Annotated in this window: 18 protein-coding genes; 16 read left to right on the plus strand and 2 right to left on the minus strand. The window is 46.5% G+C overall.

Translation table 11 applies throughout. The features are described from left to right. Positions 1–3 precede the first annotated feature (3 nt). From DZK30_RS18965 to DZK30_RS18975, 3 genes are all read left to right on the plus strand, one after another. Entirely contained in the window at positions 4–3,231 is a 3,228-nt protein-coding gene (locus tag DZK30_RS18965) for an error-prone DNA polymerase (protein ID WP_118975758.1), read from the plus strand. 181 nt (positions 3,232–3,412) lie between these two features. Next, positions 3,413–4,456 carry a ComEC/Rec2 family competence protein gene (locus DZK30_RS18970; protein ID WP_118975759.1) on the plus strand — a complete coding sequence of 348 codons (1,044 nt, stop codon included), beginning with the start codon at positions 3,413–3,415 and terminating at the stop codon, positions 4,454–4,456. Between the two features lie 6 nt (positions 4,457–4,462). After that, entirely contained in the window at positions 4,463–5,044 is a 582-nt protein-coding gene (locus DZK30_RS18975) for a hypothetical protein (RefSeq protein WP_205529500.1), read from the plus strand. A gap of 33 nt (positions 5,045–5,077) precedes the next feature. Here DZK30_RS18975 and DZK30_RS18980 read toward each other — a convergent pair whose 3' ends face one another. Continuing rightward, positions 5,078–5,341: a DUF6965 family protein gene (locus DZK30_RS18980; RefSeq protein ID WP_118975760.1), complete on the minus strand. Its 264-nt coding sequence runs from the start codon at positions 5,339–5,341 to the stop codon at positions 5,078–5,080. Between the two features lie 95 nt (positions 5,342–5,436). Continuing rightward, positions 5,437–6,879 (minus strand): toll/interleukin-1 receptor domain-containing protein, encoded by a 1,443-nt coding sequence (locus DZK30_RS18985; protein ID WP_118975761.1) that lies wholly within the window; start codon positions 6,877–6,879, stop codon positions 5,437–5,439. Between the two features lie 368 nt (positions 6,880–7,247). Here DZK30_RS18985 and DZK30_RS18995 point away from each other — a divergent pair, with 368 nt between their 5' ends. The 13 genes from DZK30_RS18995 to DZK30_RS19050 all read left to right on the plus strand — a co-directional run bounded on the left by DZK30_RS18995 (position 7,248) and on the right by DZK30_RS19050 (position 14,651). Then, complete coding sequence (locus tag DZK30_RS18995) at positions 7,248–7,715, plus strand: JAB domain-containing protein (protein ID WP_118975993.1); 468 nt, start codon at positions 7,248–7,250, stop codon at positions 7,713–7,715. Positions 7,716–8,110: 395 nt separating this feature from the next. After that, positions 8,111–8,506, plus strand: coding sequence for a single-stranded DNA-binding protein (locus DZK30_RS19000; protein WP_118975763.1), 396 nt, complete (start codon positions 8,111–8,113; stop codon positions 8,504–8,506). A 44-nt stretch (positions 8,507–8,550) separates the two neighbouring features. After that, positions 8,551–9,621: a DUF932 domain-containing protein gene (locus DZK30_RS19005; RefSeq protein WP_118975764.1), complete on the plus strand. Its 1,071-nt coding sequence runs from the start codon at positions 8,551–8,553 to the stop codon at positions 9,619–9,621. Positions 9,622–9,667: 46 nt separating this feature from the next. Beyond that, a complete protein-coding gene (locus DZK30_RS19010; protein WP_162903245.1) occupies positions 9,668–10,072 on the plus strand; it encodes a hypothetical protein in 405 nt (134 codons plus the stop codon). A 20-nt stretch (positions 10,073–10,092) separates the two neighbouring features. Next, positions 10,093–10,578 (plus strand): hypothetical protein, encoded by a 486-nt coding sequence (locus tag DZK30_RS19015; protein ID WP_118975766.1) that lies wholly within the window; start codon positions 10,093–10,095, stop codon positions 10,576–10,578. A 24-nt stretch (positions 10,579–10,602) separates the two neighbouring features. Then, positions 10,603–10,893, plus strand: coding sequence for a hypothetical protein (locus DZK30_RS19020; protein ID WP_118975767.1), 291 nt, complete (start codon positions 10,603–10,605; stop codon positions 10,891–10,893). Further along, positions 10,868–11,185: a hypothetical protein gene (locus tag DZK30_RS19025; protein ID WP_118975768.1), complete on the plus strand. Its 318-nt coding sequence runs from the start codon at positions 10,868–10,870 to the stop codon at positions 11,183–11,185. Before DZK30_RS19020 ends, DZK30_RS19025 begins: the two co-directional genes overlap by 26 nt. Positions 11,186–11,243: 58 nt before the next feature. Then, positions 11,244–11,756, plus strand: a complete 513-nt coding sequence (locus DZK30_RS19030; RefSeq protein ID WP_118975769.1) for a PRTRC system protein E — start codon at positions 11,244–11,246, stop codon at positions 11,754–11,756. Between the two features lie 23 nt (positions 11,757–11,779). Next, a complete protein-coding gene (locus DZK30_RS19035; RefSeq protein ID WP_118975770.1) occupies positions 11,780–11,998 on the plus strand; it encodes a PRTRC system protein C in 219 nt (72 codons plus the stop codon). 4 nt (positions 11,999–12,002) lie between these two features. After that, on the plus strand, positions 12,003–12,173 hold the full coding sequence (locus DZK30_RS25975) for a hypothetical protein (RefSeq protein WP_162903246.1): 171 nt from the start codon (positions 12,003–12,005) through the stop codon (positions 12,171–12,173). 101 nt (positions 12,174–12,274) lie between these two features. Next, on the plus strand, positions 12,275–13,135 hold the full coding sequence (locus DZK30_RS19040) for a hypothetical protein (protein ID WP_205529501.1): 861 nt from the start codon (positions 12,275–12,277) through the stop codon (positions 13,133–13,135). Further along, positions 13,132–13,848: a PRTRC system protein B gene (locus tag DZK30_RS19045; RefSeq protein WP_118975772.1), complete on the plus strand. Its 717-nt coding sequence runs from the start codon at positions 13,132–13,134 to the stop codon at positions 13,846–13,848. The genes DZK30_RS19040 and DZK30_RS19045 overlap by 4 nt, the downstream gene beginning before the upstream one ends. Next, positions 13,845–14,651, plus strand: a complete 807-nt coding sequence (locus DZK30_RS19050; RefSeq protein WP_118975773.1) for a PRTRC system ThiF family protein — start codon at positions 13,845–13,847, stop codon at positions 14,649–14,651. The genes DZK30_RS19045 and DZK30_RS19050 overlap by 4 nt, the downstream gene beginning before the upstream one ends. Positions 14,652–14,667: the final 16 nt, after the last annotated feature.

The following is a 14,667-nucleotide window of genomic DNA, read 5'->3' on the forward strand; positions in this document are numbered from 1 at the left end:
GTTATGAGTTATACAGAATTACAGGTAACCAGCAATTTTAGCTTCCTGCACGGCGGTTCTCACCCGGAAGAGCTAATCGAACAGGCTTTTGAACTGGGTCACAAACAGATTGCCATTACCGATCATAATACCCTGGCCGGTATCGTCCGCGCCCATGTCGCGGCAAAAGAAAAAGGTATGCGCCTGATCCCCGCCTGTAGGCTAGACCTGCTGGACGGGCCAAGCTTGTTGGCTTATCCTACAGACCGGGATGCTTATGCCCGGTTATCGGCATTGCTTACCCTGGGTAACCTCCGGACGGAGAAAGGCGATTGCCAGCTATACAAATCGGATGTCTACCAACACGCCGAGGGCATCAAGTTCATTGCTATCCCTCCTGCCGAATTAAATGCCGCCTTTGATTTCGAGCCAGCTTTTAAAGCACACCTCGAAGAGTACCGGCAAAAGCTTGGCCGGGACCTGTACCTCGGCACGATCCGCTCCTATACCGGTAACGATATGAAAAAGCTGTACCGGCTGTCGCAACTTTCGGAGCTGCTAAATATCCCGATGGTAGCCACCAACGATGTGTATTACCACTGCCGCAGTCGCAGGGAACTGCAGGATATCGTTACCTGCGTACGGGAGAAATGTACCATCTATAATGCCGGTTACTTGCTCTTTCAGAACGCTGAGCGTTACCTGAAGCCAAAGGAGGAAATGGAGCGCCTTTTCCGGGCATATCCCGAAGCGATAGAAAACACGCGGGTCCTTGCCGATGCCTGTACTTTTTCTTTGGACAGCCTGAAATATATCGAGCCGGAAGAAAAGATCGTTGATGGGTTGACACCGCAGGAGCGGCTGGTCAAATATACCCTGGAAGGTGCACACCTCCGTTATGGGAAAATCATACCGGAGAAGATCAGCAAACAGCTGGACTTTGAATTCGCCTTTATCGAAAAACGAAAGCTGGCTCCTTATTTTTTGCGGGTATATAAATATACCCAAAAGGCGCAGGAGCTGGGTATCCTCTACCAGGGCCGCGGCTCCGCCGCCAATTCGACGGTCTGCTATTGCCTGGCGATTACCGCCGTGGACCCGATGAAGTCCCGCCTGCTTTTTTCACGGTTCATGTCGGACGCGCGGGAAGAATGGCCCGATATCGATGTGGACTTTGAGCACGAGCGCCGCGAGGAGATCATGCAGTACATCTATGAGGACTATGGCCGGGAGCACGCCGCGATCGTGGCAACGGTTACCCAACTGCACTGGAAGGGTGCGGTACGCGATGTAGGCAAGGCAATGGGCTTGTCCGTGGATGCGGTGGACCGGCTTTCCAAATCGGGCTATGAGTTGACGGAAGACTGGCTGGCCGGCAAGACCGGTTCCAGCGAAGGTTTTGATCCAAAAGATGAGCACCTGCTGAAAGTATTAGAACTGACTCAGCAATACATAGGCTTTCCCCGGCAGTTGGGGCAGCATACCGGTGGCTTTGTTATTACGGAGAACCCGCTTTCCGATATCTGCCCCATCCTCAATGCCCGGATGGAGAACCGGACGCAGCTGGAATGGAATAAGGATGACCTCGAAGCCCTGGGCATCCTGAAGGTAGATGTCCTGGCGCTGGGTATGCTGACAATGATCCGTAAGGCTTTTGATTTGGTGGAGCAACGTTACGACCGTAAGCTAACGCTGGCCAATGTGCCGCAGGATGATCCAAAAGTTTACGAGATGGTGAGCCATGCCGATACCATTGGAGTCTTTCAGATCGAGAGCCGCGCGCAGATGTCCATGCTGCCGCGCCTGCGCCCGAAATGTTTTTATGACCTGGTGATCGAAGTGGCCATTGTACGGCCGGGACCTATCCAGGGCGATATGGTCCACCCCTACCTGCGGCGCCGGAACGGGGAAGAACCGGTGGTCTATCCATCAAAAGACTTGGAAGAAATACTGGGAAGAACATTGGGCGTCCCGCTGTTCCAGGAGCAGGCAATGGAAATAGCGATCGTTGCTGCCGGCTTTACACCAGCCGAAGCCGATCAGCTCAGGCGTAGTATGGCATCCTTTAAAGCCAATGGTAAGCTACATCTATATGAAACGAAGCTGGTCAACGGTATGGTGGCGCGTGGCTACGAGGAAGATTTTTCCAGGCGGGTATTTAAACAGTTGCAGGGCTTTGAAGGCTATGGCTTCCCCGAAAGCCATGCGGCTTCTTTTGCCTTATTGGTCTATATTTCCTCCTGGCTGAAATGTTATTACCCGGATGTATTCTGTGCGGCACTCCTCAACAGTCAACCGATGGGATTTTACCAGCCTGCGCAGATCGTCCGGGATGCAAAGGATCATGGCGTAACAATCCGGCCAGTCGATATCAACTATTCAGATTGGGATAGCGTACTCGAAGAGCTTGCTGGTAGCTTTCACGCCGTCAGGCTGGGCTTTCGTCAGGTAAAGGGACTGAAAGAGGAGGATATGCAACTTTTGGTTGCGGCCCGCTACGCGCCCTTTACCAATATCCACTCGCTGCTGGACATGGGTATATCGCAAAGCGCCCTGGAACTGCTGGCCGACGCCGATGCTTTCCGCTCTATCGGCCTGGACCGTCGGGCAGCGCTTTGGGAGGTATCTTCTTTAAAAGATCGTCCGCAGGGCATATTTGCCGGGCAGCCTTCGGAAAGCGCTTTTGAGCCGGATATAACCCTGCCGGCTATGCCGCTTTCCGAGCATGTATTGCAGGATTACAGCTCGATGGCCTTATCCTTAAAAGCCCACCCGGTCAGCTTTGTCCGGCGGCAGCTATACCAGCAACGTATCCTTTCTACAAAGGAACTGGACTTATGGCCGGACGGTACGTTGCTCCGGGTTGCCGGTCTTGTGCTCGTCAGGCAAAGGCCCGGTACCGCGAGCGGGATCTGCTTTATTACCATCGAGGATGAAACCGGCTCGGCCAACCTGGTCGTTTTCCAAAAGCTCTTTGACAGGTACCGCAGGGAGATCGTAAGCTCAAAGCTGCTGATGGTAGAAGGCCAGTTGCAGCGCGAAGGCGAAGTAACGCATGTGATGGTTCACCGTTGCTATAACCTTTCCGGGCTGTTGTCGCGACTAAGCGAAACGCATACAGAAGACCCATTGGTGCCAACCTTGGCCCGCGCTGATGAACGTGGCGAAGATAGGCCCGATCCGCGACAGAAAAAGCCGGTTCAAAAAGCGGTGCAGATGGATATGTTCCCGGGTGGAAGGAATTTTAAGTGATCATACCGATTTATGAAGTTACATTCTAAATAAAAGTGGCCAACACGATATACAGTACTGATTTTCATTCAATTAACAACAATCATGTACTACAATAGCAATTAATGCATAGTGTATTTGCATCGTGATATTTGCGTATAAATAAGTAACTACTATCTTTAATCCATTAAACCTAAACCAAATGGCAACAATTCATTTTTTAAATGTCCTAGAAGGAGATTGCAACATTATTCAACATGATTCCGGTAGGATATCTATGATTGACGTCAGTAATGCCTATAACGAAGATGATACACAGGAGGAGCTTATTGTGAAAAATTCAAATGCAAGACAGGAAATGCTTAATCGCACAAATGTTCCTCCTGGTAAAACTGATTACGGCCAGAAAAAGATTCCTGATAATCCAATTGACTATTTGAAGAAACTGGGCATCTCAAATATTTTTCGCTTTATAATAACGCATCCCGATATGGACCATATTGACGGGATTCGAGATTTGTATTCGGAATTTAATATTGCAAACACGTGGGATACAGATAATAACAAAGAAATCGAGAGCTTTAAATTTCCTTATAAATTCAATAGAGCAGATTGGAGTTTTTACGAAACTTTACGTGCCGGAAAATATTCTCAAACAAAGAGATTGACCTATTTTGATACTGACGACAGTTTGTACTGGAATCAGGATGACATCAAAATACTTGCACCGTCAAAGGAATTGCTACAATTGGCAAACAGTAACGAGGGAAATATCCATGACTTATCTTATGTACTCCTTTTTACTCCACCCAAAAAAAACGGCGGTAAGTGGAAAATTATCTTTGCAGGTGATAGTCATGATAACACATGGGATCATATCCTTAACACATACAAAGAAGAGATTACCAATGTAGATGTTTTATTTGCCCCTCATCATGGCCGGGATTCTGATCGCGATTATGAGTTTTTTAAAGTTCTAAATCCCCAGGTAACTCTTTTTGGCAATGCAAGTTCAAAGCATTTGGCTTATGGCAACTACAATTCGTCAAGAAATACAAGAATCACGAATAACCAAGCTGGTTATGTTATTCTGAACACAAACTTAGACAGGCTACTGGTTTGCGTTAAGAATCAAACGTTTGCAAACTACTATTGTAATAATCAAAAACGTAGCAGGGACTGGGGAGCGCCCAGTTATTTTAAGGAACTGGATGCTTATGGTTTATTTCAGATAACCGCAAAATAGATTCATATGAATTTCAAAGCTTACGATATACTTTCCTCGTTGGTCCCCGGTTTTTTAGCCTTGCTAGTATTACTTAATTTCTTTAACCTGCAATATGACAACGACTTTGTTATAGGGTATACCGCCATTGCATTCTTTTTGGGTTATCTATTGAACACTATTTCCAGCTGGCTTGAAGGATTCTATTTTATGACTTGGGGTGGGAAACCTTCTTCCAAAATGCTCGATGGAAAAAACATCTGGAAAGTCAATTTCTATCATGGCAGTAAAGCAAAAGCATTACTGCTGATTGATGCCGGAAACCCCAATGCGTCCAACAATGAATTATTTTTAATTGCTGTAAGACTTGTAAATGGCATCAAGGATACAAGAGTTGAGGATTTTAATACTTTGTACGCATTTTCCAGAGCGCTGTTAACTACAACCCTCTTAGGCACAATTTTTTTACTTATAGAAAATCATAATGACTGGAGATATTATATTGTCTTAATTCCCTCGCTGATAATTGTATGGTTAAGGTCCAAACAACGAGCCTATTACTATGTCAGAGAGGTATTGAACGTATACCTAAAGGCCAAAACTCCTTAGTTCGATTTCCTGAATTAAGAACTATGAATCGGCCTACATGGCTTGCGATGATGTCCCCGTCTGGTTTTGAATAGCCTTTTCCAACTGCTGCAGGCGCTTTAACGGCGGATTGAATGGATGGCTGGGGTTAAAGGTGGCGGCTGCATTCAATTCCAGCCTAATAAATTGTGGGATGTCTTTTACCACCATGCAGCCCTCGCGCCATTCGGAGATCAGGATCGGCGTTGTCTCAAAAAATACTCTTAGTCGTTCGACTTCGGCAAGGATCGCCGGGTCTTGGGATATTTTTCTTTGCATCCATGCAAAGGTAGGCCGGTTTTATTTGATCACGATTTATCACTTACTCCATCTGCAGAAATGCCTGAACGTATTTCCCGATTTTTATCTAAAATTTATGCAGAAATGGCTATATCATCTACTTTAATATAATAGTTAAAACCAGGAATAGGATCTGCAAGACCACTTGTATATCCACGATCTTTACCTTGTGCGTTTATCTCCAGCATTTTAAGTTTTAAAACGTCGATGTTATCAATTCCCAGGACTCCTTTTATTTTTTCAAAGTGCTTTTTAGACACCAGTCTTGAAAGGAAATCAAAAGCATCCCTCTCATCCCTTCGATATATGTAGGTGATCGGGAACCAAGTCCAGTCATTCAGTTGAGCAATATAATAACACAGCAGGTCAGCGTTTACGATGAGACTTGGTGAGACACCTTCAGGAACATTGATCGTAATATAGTCAGCATGCGGGCTATAATAGTTCCTGCCGAAATGTTTTTTGTAAAACTGGTCCATTGTTTCATAGTAATAGCGAAATTTTGTAAAATTGTTCGACTCCTGCGGCCTTGCATATTTATCCTTTATAAAATACCTGGAATGAAAAACATCTGCCAAAAGTTGAAAGCTGTTATATTTCAATGCCAGGCCGACCGTGTAAAGGAAAAGTTCATGAATAATGAGCTTAAAATGGTCATAACTATATGAAGGCAAATTTGAGCTATCATCCTCCCATGCCGATAATAACATGGGCAAACGCTCAAAGAAGTGCAGTAAGAGATCGTGATCGAAAAGGACCCCGCTTTTTATCAGCCTGCCTATATAGTCGATATAATCGGCCTTAAGCAGTTTGTATTGATTAAACTTATTATATACGGCTTCTCCAACATCAAGATAGGAATTACTTGCTACTCGGTCTAATTTGAACTGTTTCAAATTCTCAAAATATTCTTCAAGAAAATCGGTTAGATAACTGTTGGCTCTGAATGGATTTTTATCCAATAAGGCTTCAAGACCACGCGCCATAGCAGTTGTTTTGTACCTGATAGGAGAATCATCAAACAGGTACTTTGGTGGCTTTCCTAAACTTGGTTTGGTTAAGCTAGGCCTGCTGAAAATACTTCTTAGAAGCTTTTCATAGTTAGCTTCAAAATGATCTTTGTCCGAAAGGTCAATGTATATTCTTGCACTTAAAAAAACAGGGAGAAAGGCTTTCCCGTTTTCATCAACTTCTGTAACGACCGGAATGAATTTTTCTTGAACGACATCGTTATAAAGCTCCGGGCTTATTATCATAGTTTCCGTTCCTACGCCTCCTTTTCTATCATTCGCACGTTCGGAATACTTTTTATCGAGTATGATCAATACTTTAAAAATATCAGGTGATTTTACCATCGATTCCATAAAGTGATATTTGTCGTGCCCTTCTTTAAGGTCCCATTTATCTAAAGCCACATCAACACCATCCTGTACCAGGCGGTTTGCTAACTCTACCACCCAATCTTCATGCGCCGGCGTTGACCAGCTATAGGATATAAACACTTTTTTGTTTTCCATTCTGACGAACTCATTTTTTAACCTCTAAAGTTAAGAGAAAATCAGTAATAGCCATAAGTGCCGCATCATTATACACTGTCGTTGGTCTATAGTGACTTTATATTGGCCGTTCCCTTCGGGCCGGGCTATCCGCTGCAAGTCCTCGTCCCCACCGATGGCTGGGACTGTGGGCTTTCCACTACTATCCCTAACGGGAATGGGTGGCGGTATCGAATCAATCATATCACAAAATCAGGCAAGGCCTTTCTGAAGCGCCGTAAAGACTACGGCATAAACCGCTGCGCTATTTATTCCGTTTCCTTCACGGCTTGATCAGGCCTTACCTGGTGCTGTTCCATCATTCATTCTTTAACCTCAATTCAGAAATTATGGAACTTTTTCAAAGTAATTCAACGATGGTGGTCGCCGAGATCGAGCTTTCTTATAACCCAACGTTACTGCCATGCGAGATGCCGGAGATCGGTAAGTCCCTGCATGCCTATGAGCTTTTCCGGGATAACTGGAATGCCGGTAAAATGCACCTGCAGGAACAATTCAAGATCATGCTCCTGAATGCTGCCTCCCGTGTCCTGGGCATTTACGAATGCTCCAGCGGCGGCATCAGCGGCACGGTTGCCGATGTGAGGATCATATTTGCGGCAGCGCTAAAGGCCAGTGCGGCGAGGATCATTCTTTGTCACAATCATCCCAGCGGGAACCTTAAGCCCAGCGAATGTGACAAACGTATAACACATAAGCTCCAGGCTGCGGGCAAGATCCTGGAAATACAGGTCACAGATCATATCATTATCACCAGCGGAGGCTTTTTCTCCTTTAGTGATGAAGGGCTCTTGTAGCAATTTTTTATTCTCCCTTTTTTCTGCAATCATTATTCTGATTATCCATTGCTACGGGCGTGTCGTATAGCCTGACTTCCTTACTCTTTTCTCCCCTGCTTCCTGATCATCCTATTCCCAAGCCTGTAAGATTTTCTTTGGCGCCTCACCGCGCCATTTTCTTTTCTCGAACCGGCCAAAAGGCAGCTAAGATGGGGCTGCCCGCCGCCCGCTGCGAACACATAATGCCGGTCCTGCCGGCCCCGGCACCAAAGGACTTATTGTTCTCCACGGCCGGCCGGCACCCCCTGTATCTGCTTTCTTTTTACCGGTTCTCTCCCAAAAAACATAAACACGGGAAAGCCGGCCAAAAAGAAAAGAAATGAACAGATTTTTTAACCATTAACAACAAAGTTATGCAACAGGTAACGGGAAGGCTCACCGCAGATGCCACAGTAAAAATGCTCGAAAGCGGACAGGTGGTAGTAAACTTTTCTATCGCAGACAATCAGGACTACAAACCCAAAGGCGCTACAGAATGGGTGAAGAACCCGACATTCTTTTCCTGCGCCTATTGGGGCAGGACAGCCATAGCAAAGGTTTTGCGCAAAGGCACAGAAGTACTGCTACAGGGACAAATAAAGACACGTATCTATCGAACCAACACCGATGAAATTGGCGCCGCCTTGAATTTCAAAGTTAGAGATATACAGATTATCAAATACGCTGCGAAAGCTGCGGATAACGCAGGTGCTGGCGATTTGCAGGAGGTACAACCGCAGGGCAAAGACAAAGATGACCTGCCCTTTTAACCTCATCCCTCCTAATCAATTTTCAAATCTCAAATTTTCAAATCATGGCACATCAATTGAATTTCAACGAACAGACAGGACAATACAGCTATTTCAGCGTTAAGGAAATCGCCTGGCACGGCTTAGGCCAAATCGTACAGGAACACCCCACCTCCGCAGAGGCGATGCAATTAGCAGGGCTGGATTATGAGGTCATTAAAACACCCTTGTATACGAAGAATGACCGTATTGCTATATCGAGCAGTGGCGAAACCATATGGGGCGAGGAAATCGAAGTCCCTGCAGCATACGCTACCCTGCGCACGGATAATAATAACGTGCTCGGTGTAGTCGGCAAGGATTACGAGATAGTACAGAACCGTGACGCCTTTTCCTTTTTCGACAGCATCGTAGGCAGTGGCAAGGGTGTCCGGTACGAAACCGCCGGGGCATTGGGCAAGGGTGAACGTATTTTCATTACCGCCAAATTAGACGACGATATCAAGGTCGGCAGCAATGATTATATCGGCAAATACCTTTTCCTGACCACTTCCCATGACGGTAGCGGTAGTATTACCGCAGCCTTTACGCCTATCCGCATCGTTTGCGCCAACACCCTGAGCGCAGCATTGGGTAAAATGACCGGTGCTGTCCGCATCCGCCATACGGCGAACGCCAAAGAGCGTTTGGAAAATGCCCACAAAATTATGGGTATCGCCTGCGACATGGGCGAACAATTAGAGACGATATTCAATCAATGGGCAAAAGTGCGCATCACCGACAATGAGGTGAAAAAACTGATACAACTGGCGCTTGCCCCGAACAAGGAGGTTTACAACAGCCTTTCCATTGGCGAGGAAACAGAACTATCCACCAAGTTCAAGAATACCTGTGACGATGTATTCGAATACGCCATGACCAGCGACACTCAACTATTGGAAACCACGAAGGGCACGGTGTTCGGCGCATACAATGCGGTTACGGGTTACTTCCAAAACGTTTGCGAATACGATAACAGCGAAGCGAAAGTAAAATCTATCCTCTTAGGCGGTAACGCTCAGAAAAGGACACAGATAGCTTTTGACCTGTGCGACCAGTACACCCGCAAAGGCAACGGCATTTTTCAATTGAACTAATTCCTTAACGGCAGTCCCTACGGGGGCTGCCCTAAATACATTCTTTATGAAATCATTAAAAGAAATGAACAATACAGAAAAGGCAAAACTACTGGCATCCCTTTTCCCTGAACACATACAGCCGATGTCAGAAGCGATAAGCGATGGCTGCCATTATCTGCTCAACAACACGGACATCGTTAAAGAGGAATGGGATAACCCCATCTTGACTGCCAACTTTTGGCTACAGGTAGCAACGGACGTAGCAGGCACATTGAAAACCGCCCATAGGAATATCGGCAGGAGCGCGGCAGTATTCAGTGATAATCTCTTCTATAGCTTCCGGGCTTTAATAAGCATCGAATATGTGCTGCGTTATGCGATGGCACTGGAAGGCGAAAAGAAATTCAGGCTTGCCGTACAGATGCTCTTTGAGGAAGAAGGCCATAACAATTTCATCCAAAACAATTAGCCCAAATCAACAAATCAAAGATGATGAGCAGTAGAACATTTAGTCCGGAACGGCTTTTTAAAATTCGCAGGCTTCGTAAAGCACGAAGGCTATTTAAAAAAGAGCCGCTGTTTGCCTTTCATAACATGTGCATCGAATACCCGGATTATACGATAACGGAATTTCAGGACGACCTGCGCCGGAGGACAAAAAAGAAAAAGAAGTTCAGCAAAACCCCTTTGTCACGGTACGGAAGGTACTGGCGCATGTTGCAACTTAAAGACCGCTATCAATGTACCAAAGATGAAAAACTAATTATTAAGGCGATGAAGCTACAGGCTAATATGACTAAACCCTATCGGCTTAGGGTTAGGTTAAAGGATTTATGTTGGGAGTATCAATTTTCCCCACTAATTCCTATTGGAGAAATTGAAAGTCTGGTGCAGCAGTTTAATGCCTGCCAAACTGAACGGGAAGTTGAAACTATCTACAAAACGTTTGCAGAAAGCTCATCGATTCCCTATTGACCACATTGCTAAAAATTAAAGGAAATGGAAAATACATTAAATCACGCATCCTCACTTCACGTCGCATGGCTTATCGTCATCTTGCTTATTCTGACTGTGCGGGTAATAGGCTACAGCAACGGTATCCTATTGCAAGCTGGCTTGTGGATAATCAAGAAACTGTTTTGGCTTTTACTGTTCGCCACCCTGCTATTTGTCATCATTTCCCGCACAGGCCACAGCAAAAGCGGCCACGGGAAGCCCGCAGGAAAAAGCCACGCCGTAATTATTACACCACAAACTAAAATTTATGGAAAAGCTAATCATCTGTTATGAGTTTGCCCTGACCATGTCGGTACGCAAACGCAACGGCAAAGTTTATAAACGCCACATAGAACAGGCTTCGGGCATGAATTTCGAGAATGCCGTATGGACAGCCTTTTTTAAACTGAAAAGAAACAAAGCGGAAATACTGTCTATCAGCGAAGCAAGGGCATTCCGTATCACCTTCGCCTTTGAAAAAGGTACATTAAAACGGGCAGACATCAATCTCTCGGACTTCCCGCCGGACATCCCTCAAGACCTGAATGCGGTGCTGCAAAAGCTACCCAAAAAGAAAGACCTGTAGAGCAGGCGAACAACAGGCTTTGCCTGCAAAATCAATTATTCAATCAATACTTAAAATTATGGAAACAACATTCTTTAAACAGCTTGCCGCATTGGGTCTTAAAGCTGACCTGCATATCGCCATTGCCCAGCCCCGTGAAAACTATATGGTGGTTACTGTTCGCCTTAGTGATGACCAGTGCGGGGACGATGCCGCCAAGCTTATACCGCCCCTTAACCTAAAGGGTAGCCCCGAAGATTTTGACAGCAGCTTCTTTAGCAATATCGGGCAACCCCTCAAAGTTACCGACACCCTCTTTGCCAATATGGAGGTTTACCTGAAACAGCAGGAAGTCGCCTTGGCAGCATCAAAAATGGCAAAGGAAAAAGCAGCGCAGGAAGAAAAGAACAAAAGCGAAAAAGAAAAAAAATACGACGAGGGGCTTAAGAAAGCTGCCGAACTCGAAGCAGAAGGTAAGCACCGTGAGGCTTGGATGAAAGTCCCTGACCCATCGCTGTACCCCGAACATGCCGAAGAAATCCGGCAAAAAAGGGAAGCACTTTCCGCCCACTTCGCCCCAAGTCTTTTTTAACCGTTCACCAAAAATTTGAAATCATGTTAGTAGCAACAGCATTGAAACGTGTGTTCCTGATGACCGAAAAAGGAACGGAACTCACCCTGACCGACCCTGAACCCTCTTTTTCCAAAGAACGGGTAAGGGACTTTTACAGCCATACTTATCCTGTACTGACCACCGCAACCATTGAGGGGCCGGAAGTACAGGACGACCAGCTCAGGTACCGTTTTGTCAACACCATCGGCACAAAAGGATAGCCTTATGAAAAAGAAGAAGCAAGTATTTGTCAAACCCATAAACAACCAGCAATGCAAACTCCATCAAGACCTCAGCCATTTTCTACAGGCCATGCACAGCCCGAAGGATGCCGAACAGGCGTTACAGGACAGGCCGCAATGTGCCCCAGTGGAACTCCTGCCGATGGTTTTTTAAGGCAATCTTTCCTGCCCCTGTGTCAGACAGGGGGCAGGGACTTGCCCCCGCAAGAGCAGGCAGAAGCGGCATTCTTTCGCTCTTATGAAAAGATGTGCGGCTTGTATCACGTTGAGCCGTTTGTATCGGAATACAGTTACCCCGCCAATGTCCTGCTAAGCCTATGGGATGCCGAACGGCAGTTGGTCAAACAACGGCATTACCGCAGGCTTTGTATCTCCGACGAAGGAACAGCCCTTTGCGTATCGGAATATATCGATATCGGCCATAGCCTTTACTATATCCCCGTATTGCCTTTGTGCTGTCTCCTGAAACAAAACAGGAAAGCGGGTATGCTGTTGGTATCGGTTTTTTCCTACCTGTTCAGGGAGGCCGGGGTATGTTATTACCGGGATGAGGGAACTTATCTCTACAGCGAGTATGATTGTGTTGGCATGTGGCTCGAGGAGGAAACTTACGACGATGAGAACCTGTTGCAACTGGAGGAATTTCGCAAGGCGGAGGCTATCGGCGACCGCATGTTTAAAATCATCCTGAAAAAAAACAATCTGAGCCTTTTTGAAAGGCGGCTGAAAGCGTTTCAGCCACGGAATGATTGGGAAATCAGGTGTGGGAAATTGGCAAAGGATTTTTTACAGCTATATGCTGAATTTCCCGAGGCGAGCATTTACAGCCACGTTACCATTCCCTCTGAAGAGGAATACAACGGGGACTACAATGATGACCATGTGATGCTGCCCTGTCACTACCTCTCTTTTGTGGCGGACACCAAAGGCTGTCTTTGGGAAAGTGTTTTCAGCAATGTCAATAACTGCCTTGCGGAATATAGTTACATCAGGGAACCTGAATGTCATTTGCTGATGGATGATAGCAGGAAGGAAATCGATGACAATATTACCTATGAATACCGCCTGCTCCGACTTGTGGGCGAATTGATAACACTCTTAGAAGAATTACCATGAACAATATAACGGAACAATTTGGCAGACTCTATTTCCCGCAGGCTGCCATCATCCTCTACCAAAGCAAAAATGTAGGGGACAAGGTTTATGTAGAGGCTTACGGTATGGATGGCAATGGCTGCGCCGTCAACGGCCACCCGTTGACTATTGCGGAGGCAGGGCAACTGGCTACCGTACTGGACAGCGCAGGTGATTTGAACAGCAATTTCCTGAAATCAAAGGGGCTAATGCCGGATAATGTGCTGCACCTCTCCGCAGGGAGCAACGCCTACCTGTTATGGCATACACCCGCAGCTCACAGGCATTTGAGTTTTACGTCAAGCATGGGATTAACCGATACCGTTTACCCTGTTCCCCCGATGCTTTGGAAAGCGGGGAAAAATGCCTTGCAGGTTTTTGCCTTAAAACAAGACTGTAAACCAAAAATGAAAACGGTTATCTATCATGCCCCGTTTTTTAACATCTATGATGACGGAAAGGTCTGTATGGGAACGACAAAGACCCGTATCCCGCCGGAAGCAGGTATGGAGGAATTTATGCGGACATGGGAGCACTTTTTTTGGGCAAGCAGCTTTAGTCATCTGCTGCGAAATACCAGCCCCGTTAAAGGCAATATTATCGACTGTTTCCTAAACCTACAGGACAAGACAGAAGCATTCCCTGTTGATATCCTGCGCAAACATCCGTTCACCCTTCAAAATTTAATCCGATGAAAACTACTTCCTATATGCATTTTACACACCCATATTTTTTAGAACCGACCAACCCCGTAAAGGTGAACCTGATCGGGGCAGGCGGTACCGGCTCACAGATGCTCACCTGTCTTGCCCGTATGCACCATACACTGCGCCAGCTTGGCCACCCCGGTTTTCAGGTTACGACCTTTGACCCCGACAAGGTGAGCGATGCCAACCTCGGCAGGCAGCTTTTCGCCGAAAGCGAACTCGGCATGAATAAAGGCGTTGCGCTTACGAACCGCATCAACCGTTTTTTCGGTACGGATTGGCGGGCTACCGAAAATTTGTTTGCATGGACGCCGGACGACCGGCTGCCCGCCCACAGCGAGGCAAACCTTTTCATAAGCTGTGTTGATACCGCTCAGGCAAGGTTTGAGATTGCGGAGATTTTGCAGGCTTTGGCAAACCGCAACGCATTAAGCAGGGACAATGCGCTATACTGGATGGATTGTGGTAATTCCCGTAGCAGCGGACAGGTTATCCTGTCTACGGTAAAGCCCATCCGGCAGCCACGTTCGGAATTGTATATTACGGTGGACAGCCTGCCGCAAGTGACCACCGAGTTTAAAGAACTACTCCAAAGCCAGGACGAAAGCAGCGAACCCTCCTGCTCATTGGCCGAAGCACTGGAAAAACAAGACCTGTTTATTAATTCCACGATTGCCACGATGGGGGCATCCCTCCTGTTTAGCCTTTTTCGCCACGCTATGACCGCAAAACGGGGACTTTTTCACAACATGGACACTGGTGTCACCCAGCCACTGTCTGTGGCCGCATAAGCCCCTGAGCGCGGCG

Origin of the sequence: Taibaiella koreensis, assembly GCF_003545715.1 — a bacterium.
Classification (GTDB): Bacteria; Bacteroidota; Bacteroidia; order Chitinophagales; family Chitinophagaceae; genus Taibaiella; species Taibaiella koreensis.

What these genes read in the sequence shown, in the direction of transcription:
- DZK30_RS18965 (WP_118975758.1), top strand. Translation starts at nt 4, where the DNA reads ATGAGTTATACAGAATTACAGGTAACCAGCAATTTTAGCTTCCTGCAC.
- DZK30_RS18970 (WP_118975759.1), top strand. Translation starts at nt 3,413, where the DNA reads ATGGCAACAATTCATTTTTTAAATGTCCTAGAAGGAGATTGCAACATT.
- DZK30_RS18975 (WP_205529500.1), top strand. Translation starts at nt 4,463, where the DNA reads ATGAATTTCAAAGCTTACGATATACTTTCCTCGTTGGTCCCCGGTTTT.
- DZK30_RS18980 (WP_118975760.1), bottom strand. Translation starts at nt 5,341, where the DNA reads ATGCAAAGAAAAATATCCCAAGACCCGGCGATCCTTGCCGAAGTCGAA.
- DZK30_RS18985 (WP_118975761.1), bottom strand. Translation starts at nt 6,879, where the DNA reads ATGGAAAACAAAAAAGTGTTTATATCCTATAGCTGGTCAACGCCGGCG.
- DZK30_RS18995 (WP_118975993.1), top strand. Translation starts at nt 7,248, where the DNA reads ATGGAACTTTTTCAAAGTAATTCAACGATGGTGGTCGCCGAGATCGAG.
- DZK30_RS19000 (WP_118975763.1), top strand. Translation starts at nt 8,111, where the DNA reads ATGCAACAGGTAACGGGAAGGCTCACCGCAGATGCCACAGTAAAAATG.
- DZK30_RS19005 (WP_118975764.1), top strand. Translation starts at nt 8,551, where the DNA reads ATGGCACATCAATTGAATTTCAACGAACAGACAGGACAATACAGCTAT.
- DZK30_RS19010 (WP_162903245.1), top strand. Translation starts at nt 9,668, where the DNA reads ATGAAATCATTAAAAGAAATGAACAATACAGAAAAGGCAAAACTACTG.
- DZK30_RS19015 (WP_118975766.1), top strand. Translation starts at nt 10,093, where the DNA reads ATGATGAGCAGTAGAACATTTAGTCCGGAACGGCTTTTTAAAATTCGC.
- DZK30_RS19020 (WP_118975767.1), top strand. Translation starts at nt 10,603, where the DNA reads ATGGAAAATACATTAAATCACGCATCCTCACTTCACGTCGCATGGCTT.
- DZK30_RS19025 (WP_118975768.1), top strand. Translation starts at nt 10,868, where the DNA reads ATGGAAAAGCTAATCATCTGTTATGAGTTTGCCCTGACCATGTCGGTA.
- DZK30_RS19030 (WP_118975769.1), top strand. Translation starts at nt 11,244, where the DNA reads ATGGAAACAACATTCTTTAAACAGCTTGCCGCATTGGGTCTTAAAGCT.
- DZK30_RS19035 (WP_118975770.1), top strand. Translation starts at nt 11,780, where the DNA reads ATGTTAGTAGCAACAGCATTGAAACGTGTGTTCCTGATGACCGAAAAA.
- DZK30_RS25975 (WP_162903246.1), top strand. Translation starts at nt 12,003, where the DNA reads ATGAAAAAGAAGAAGCAAGTATTTGTCAAACCCATAAACAACCAGCAA.
- DZK30_RS19045 (WP_118975772.1), top strand. Translation starts at nt 13,132, where the DNA reads ATGAACAATATAACGGAACAATTTGGCAGACTCTATTTCCCGCAGGCT.
- DZK30_RS19050 (WP_118975773.1), top strand. Translation starts at nt 13,845, where the DNA reads ATGAAAACTACTTCCTATATGCATTTTACACACCCATATTTTTTAGAA.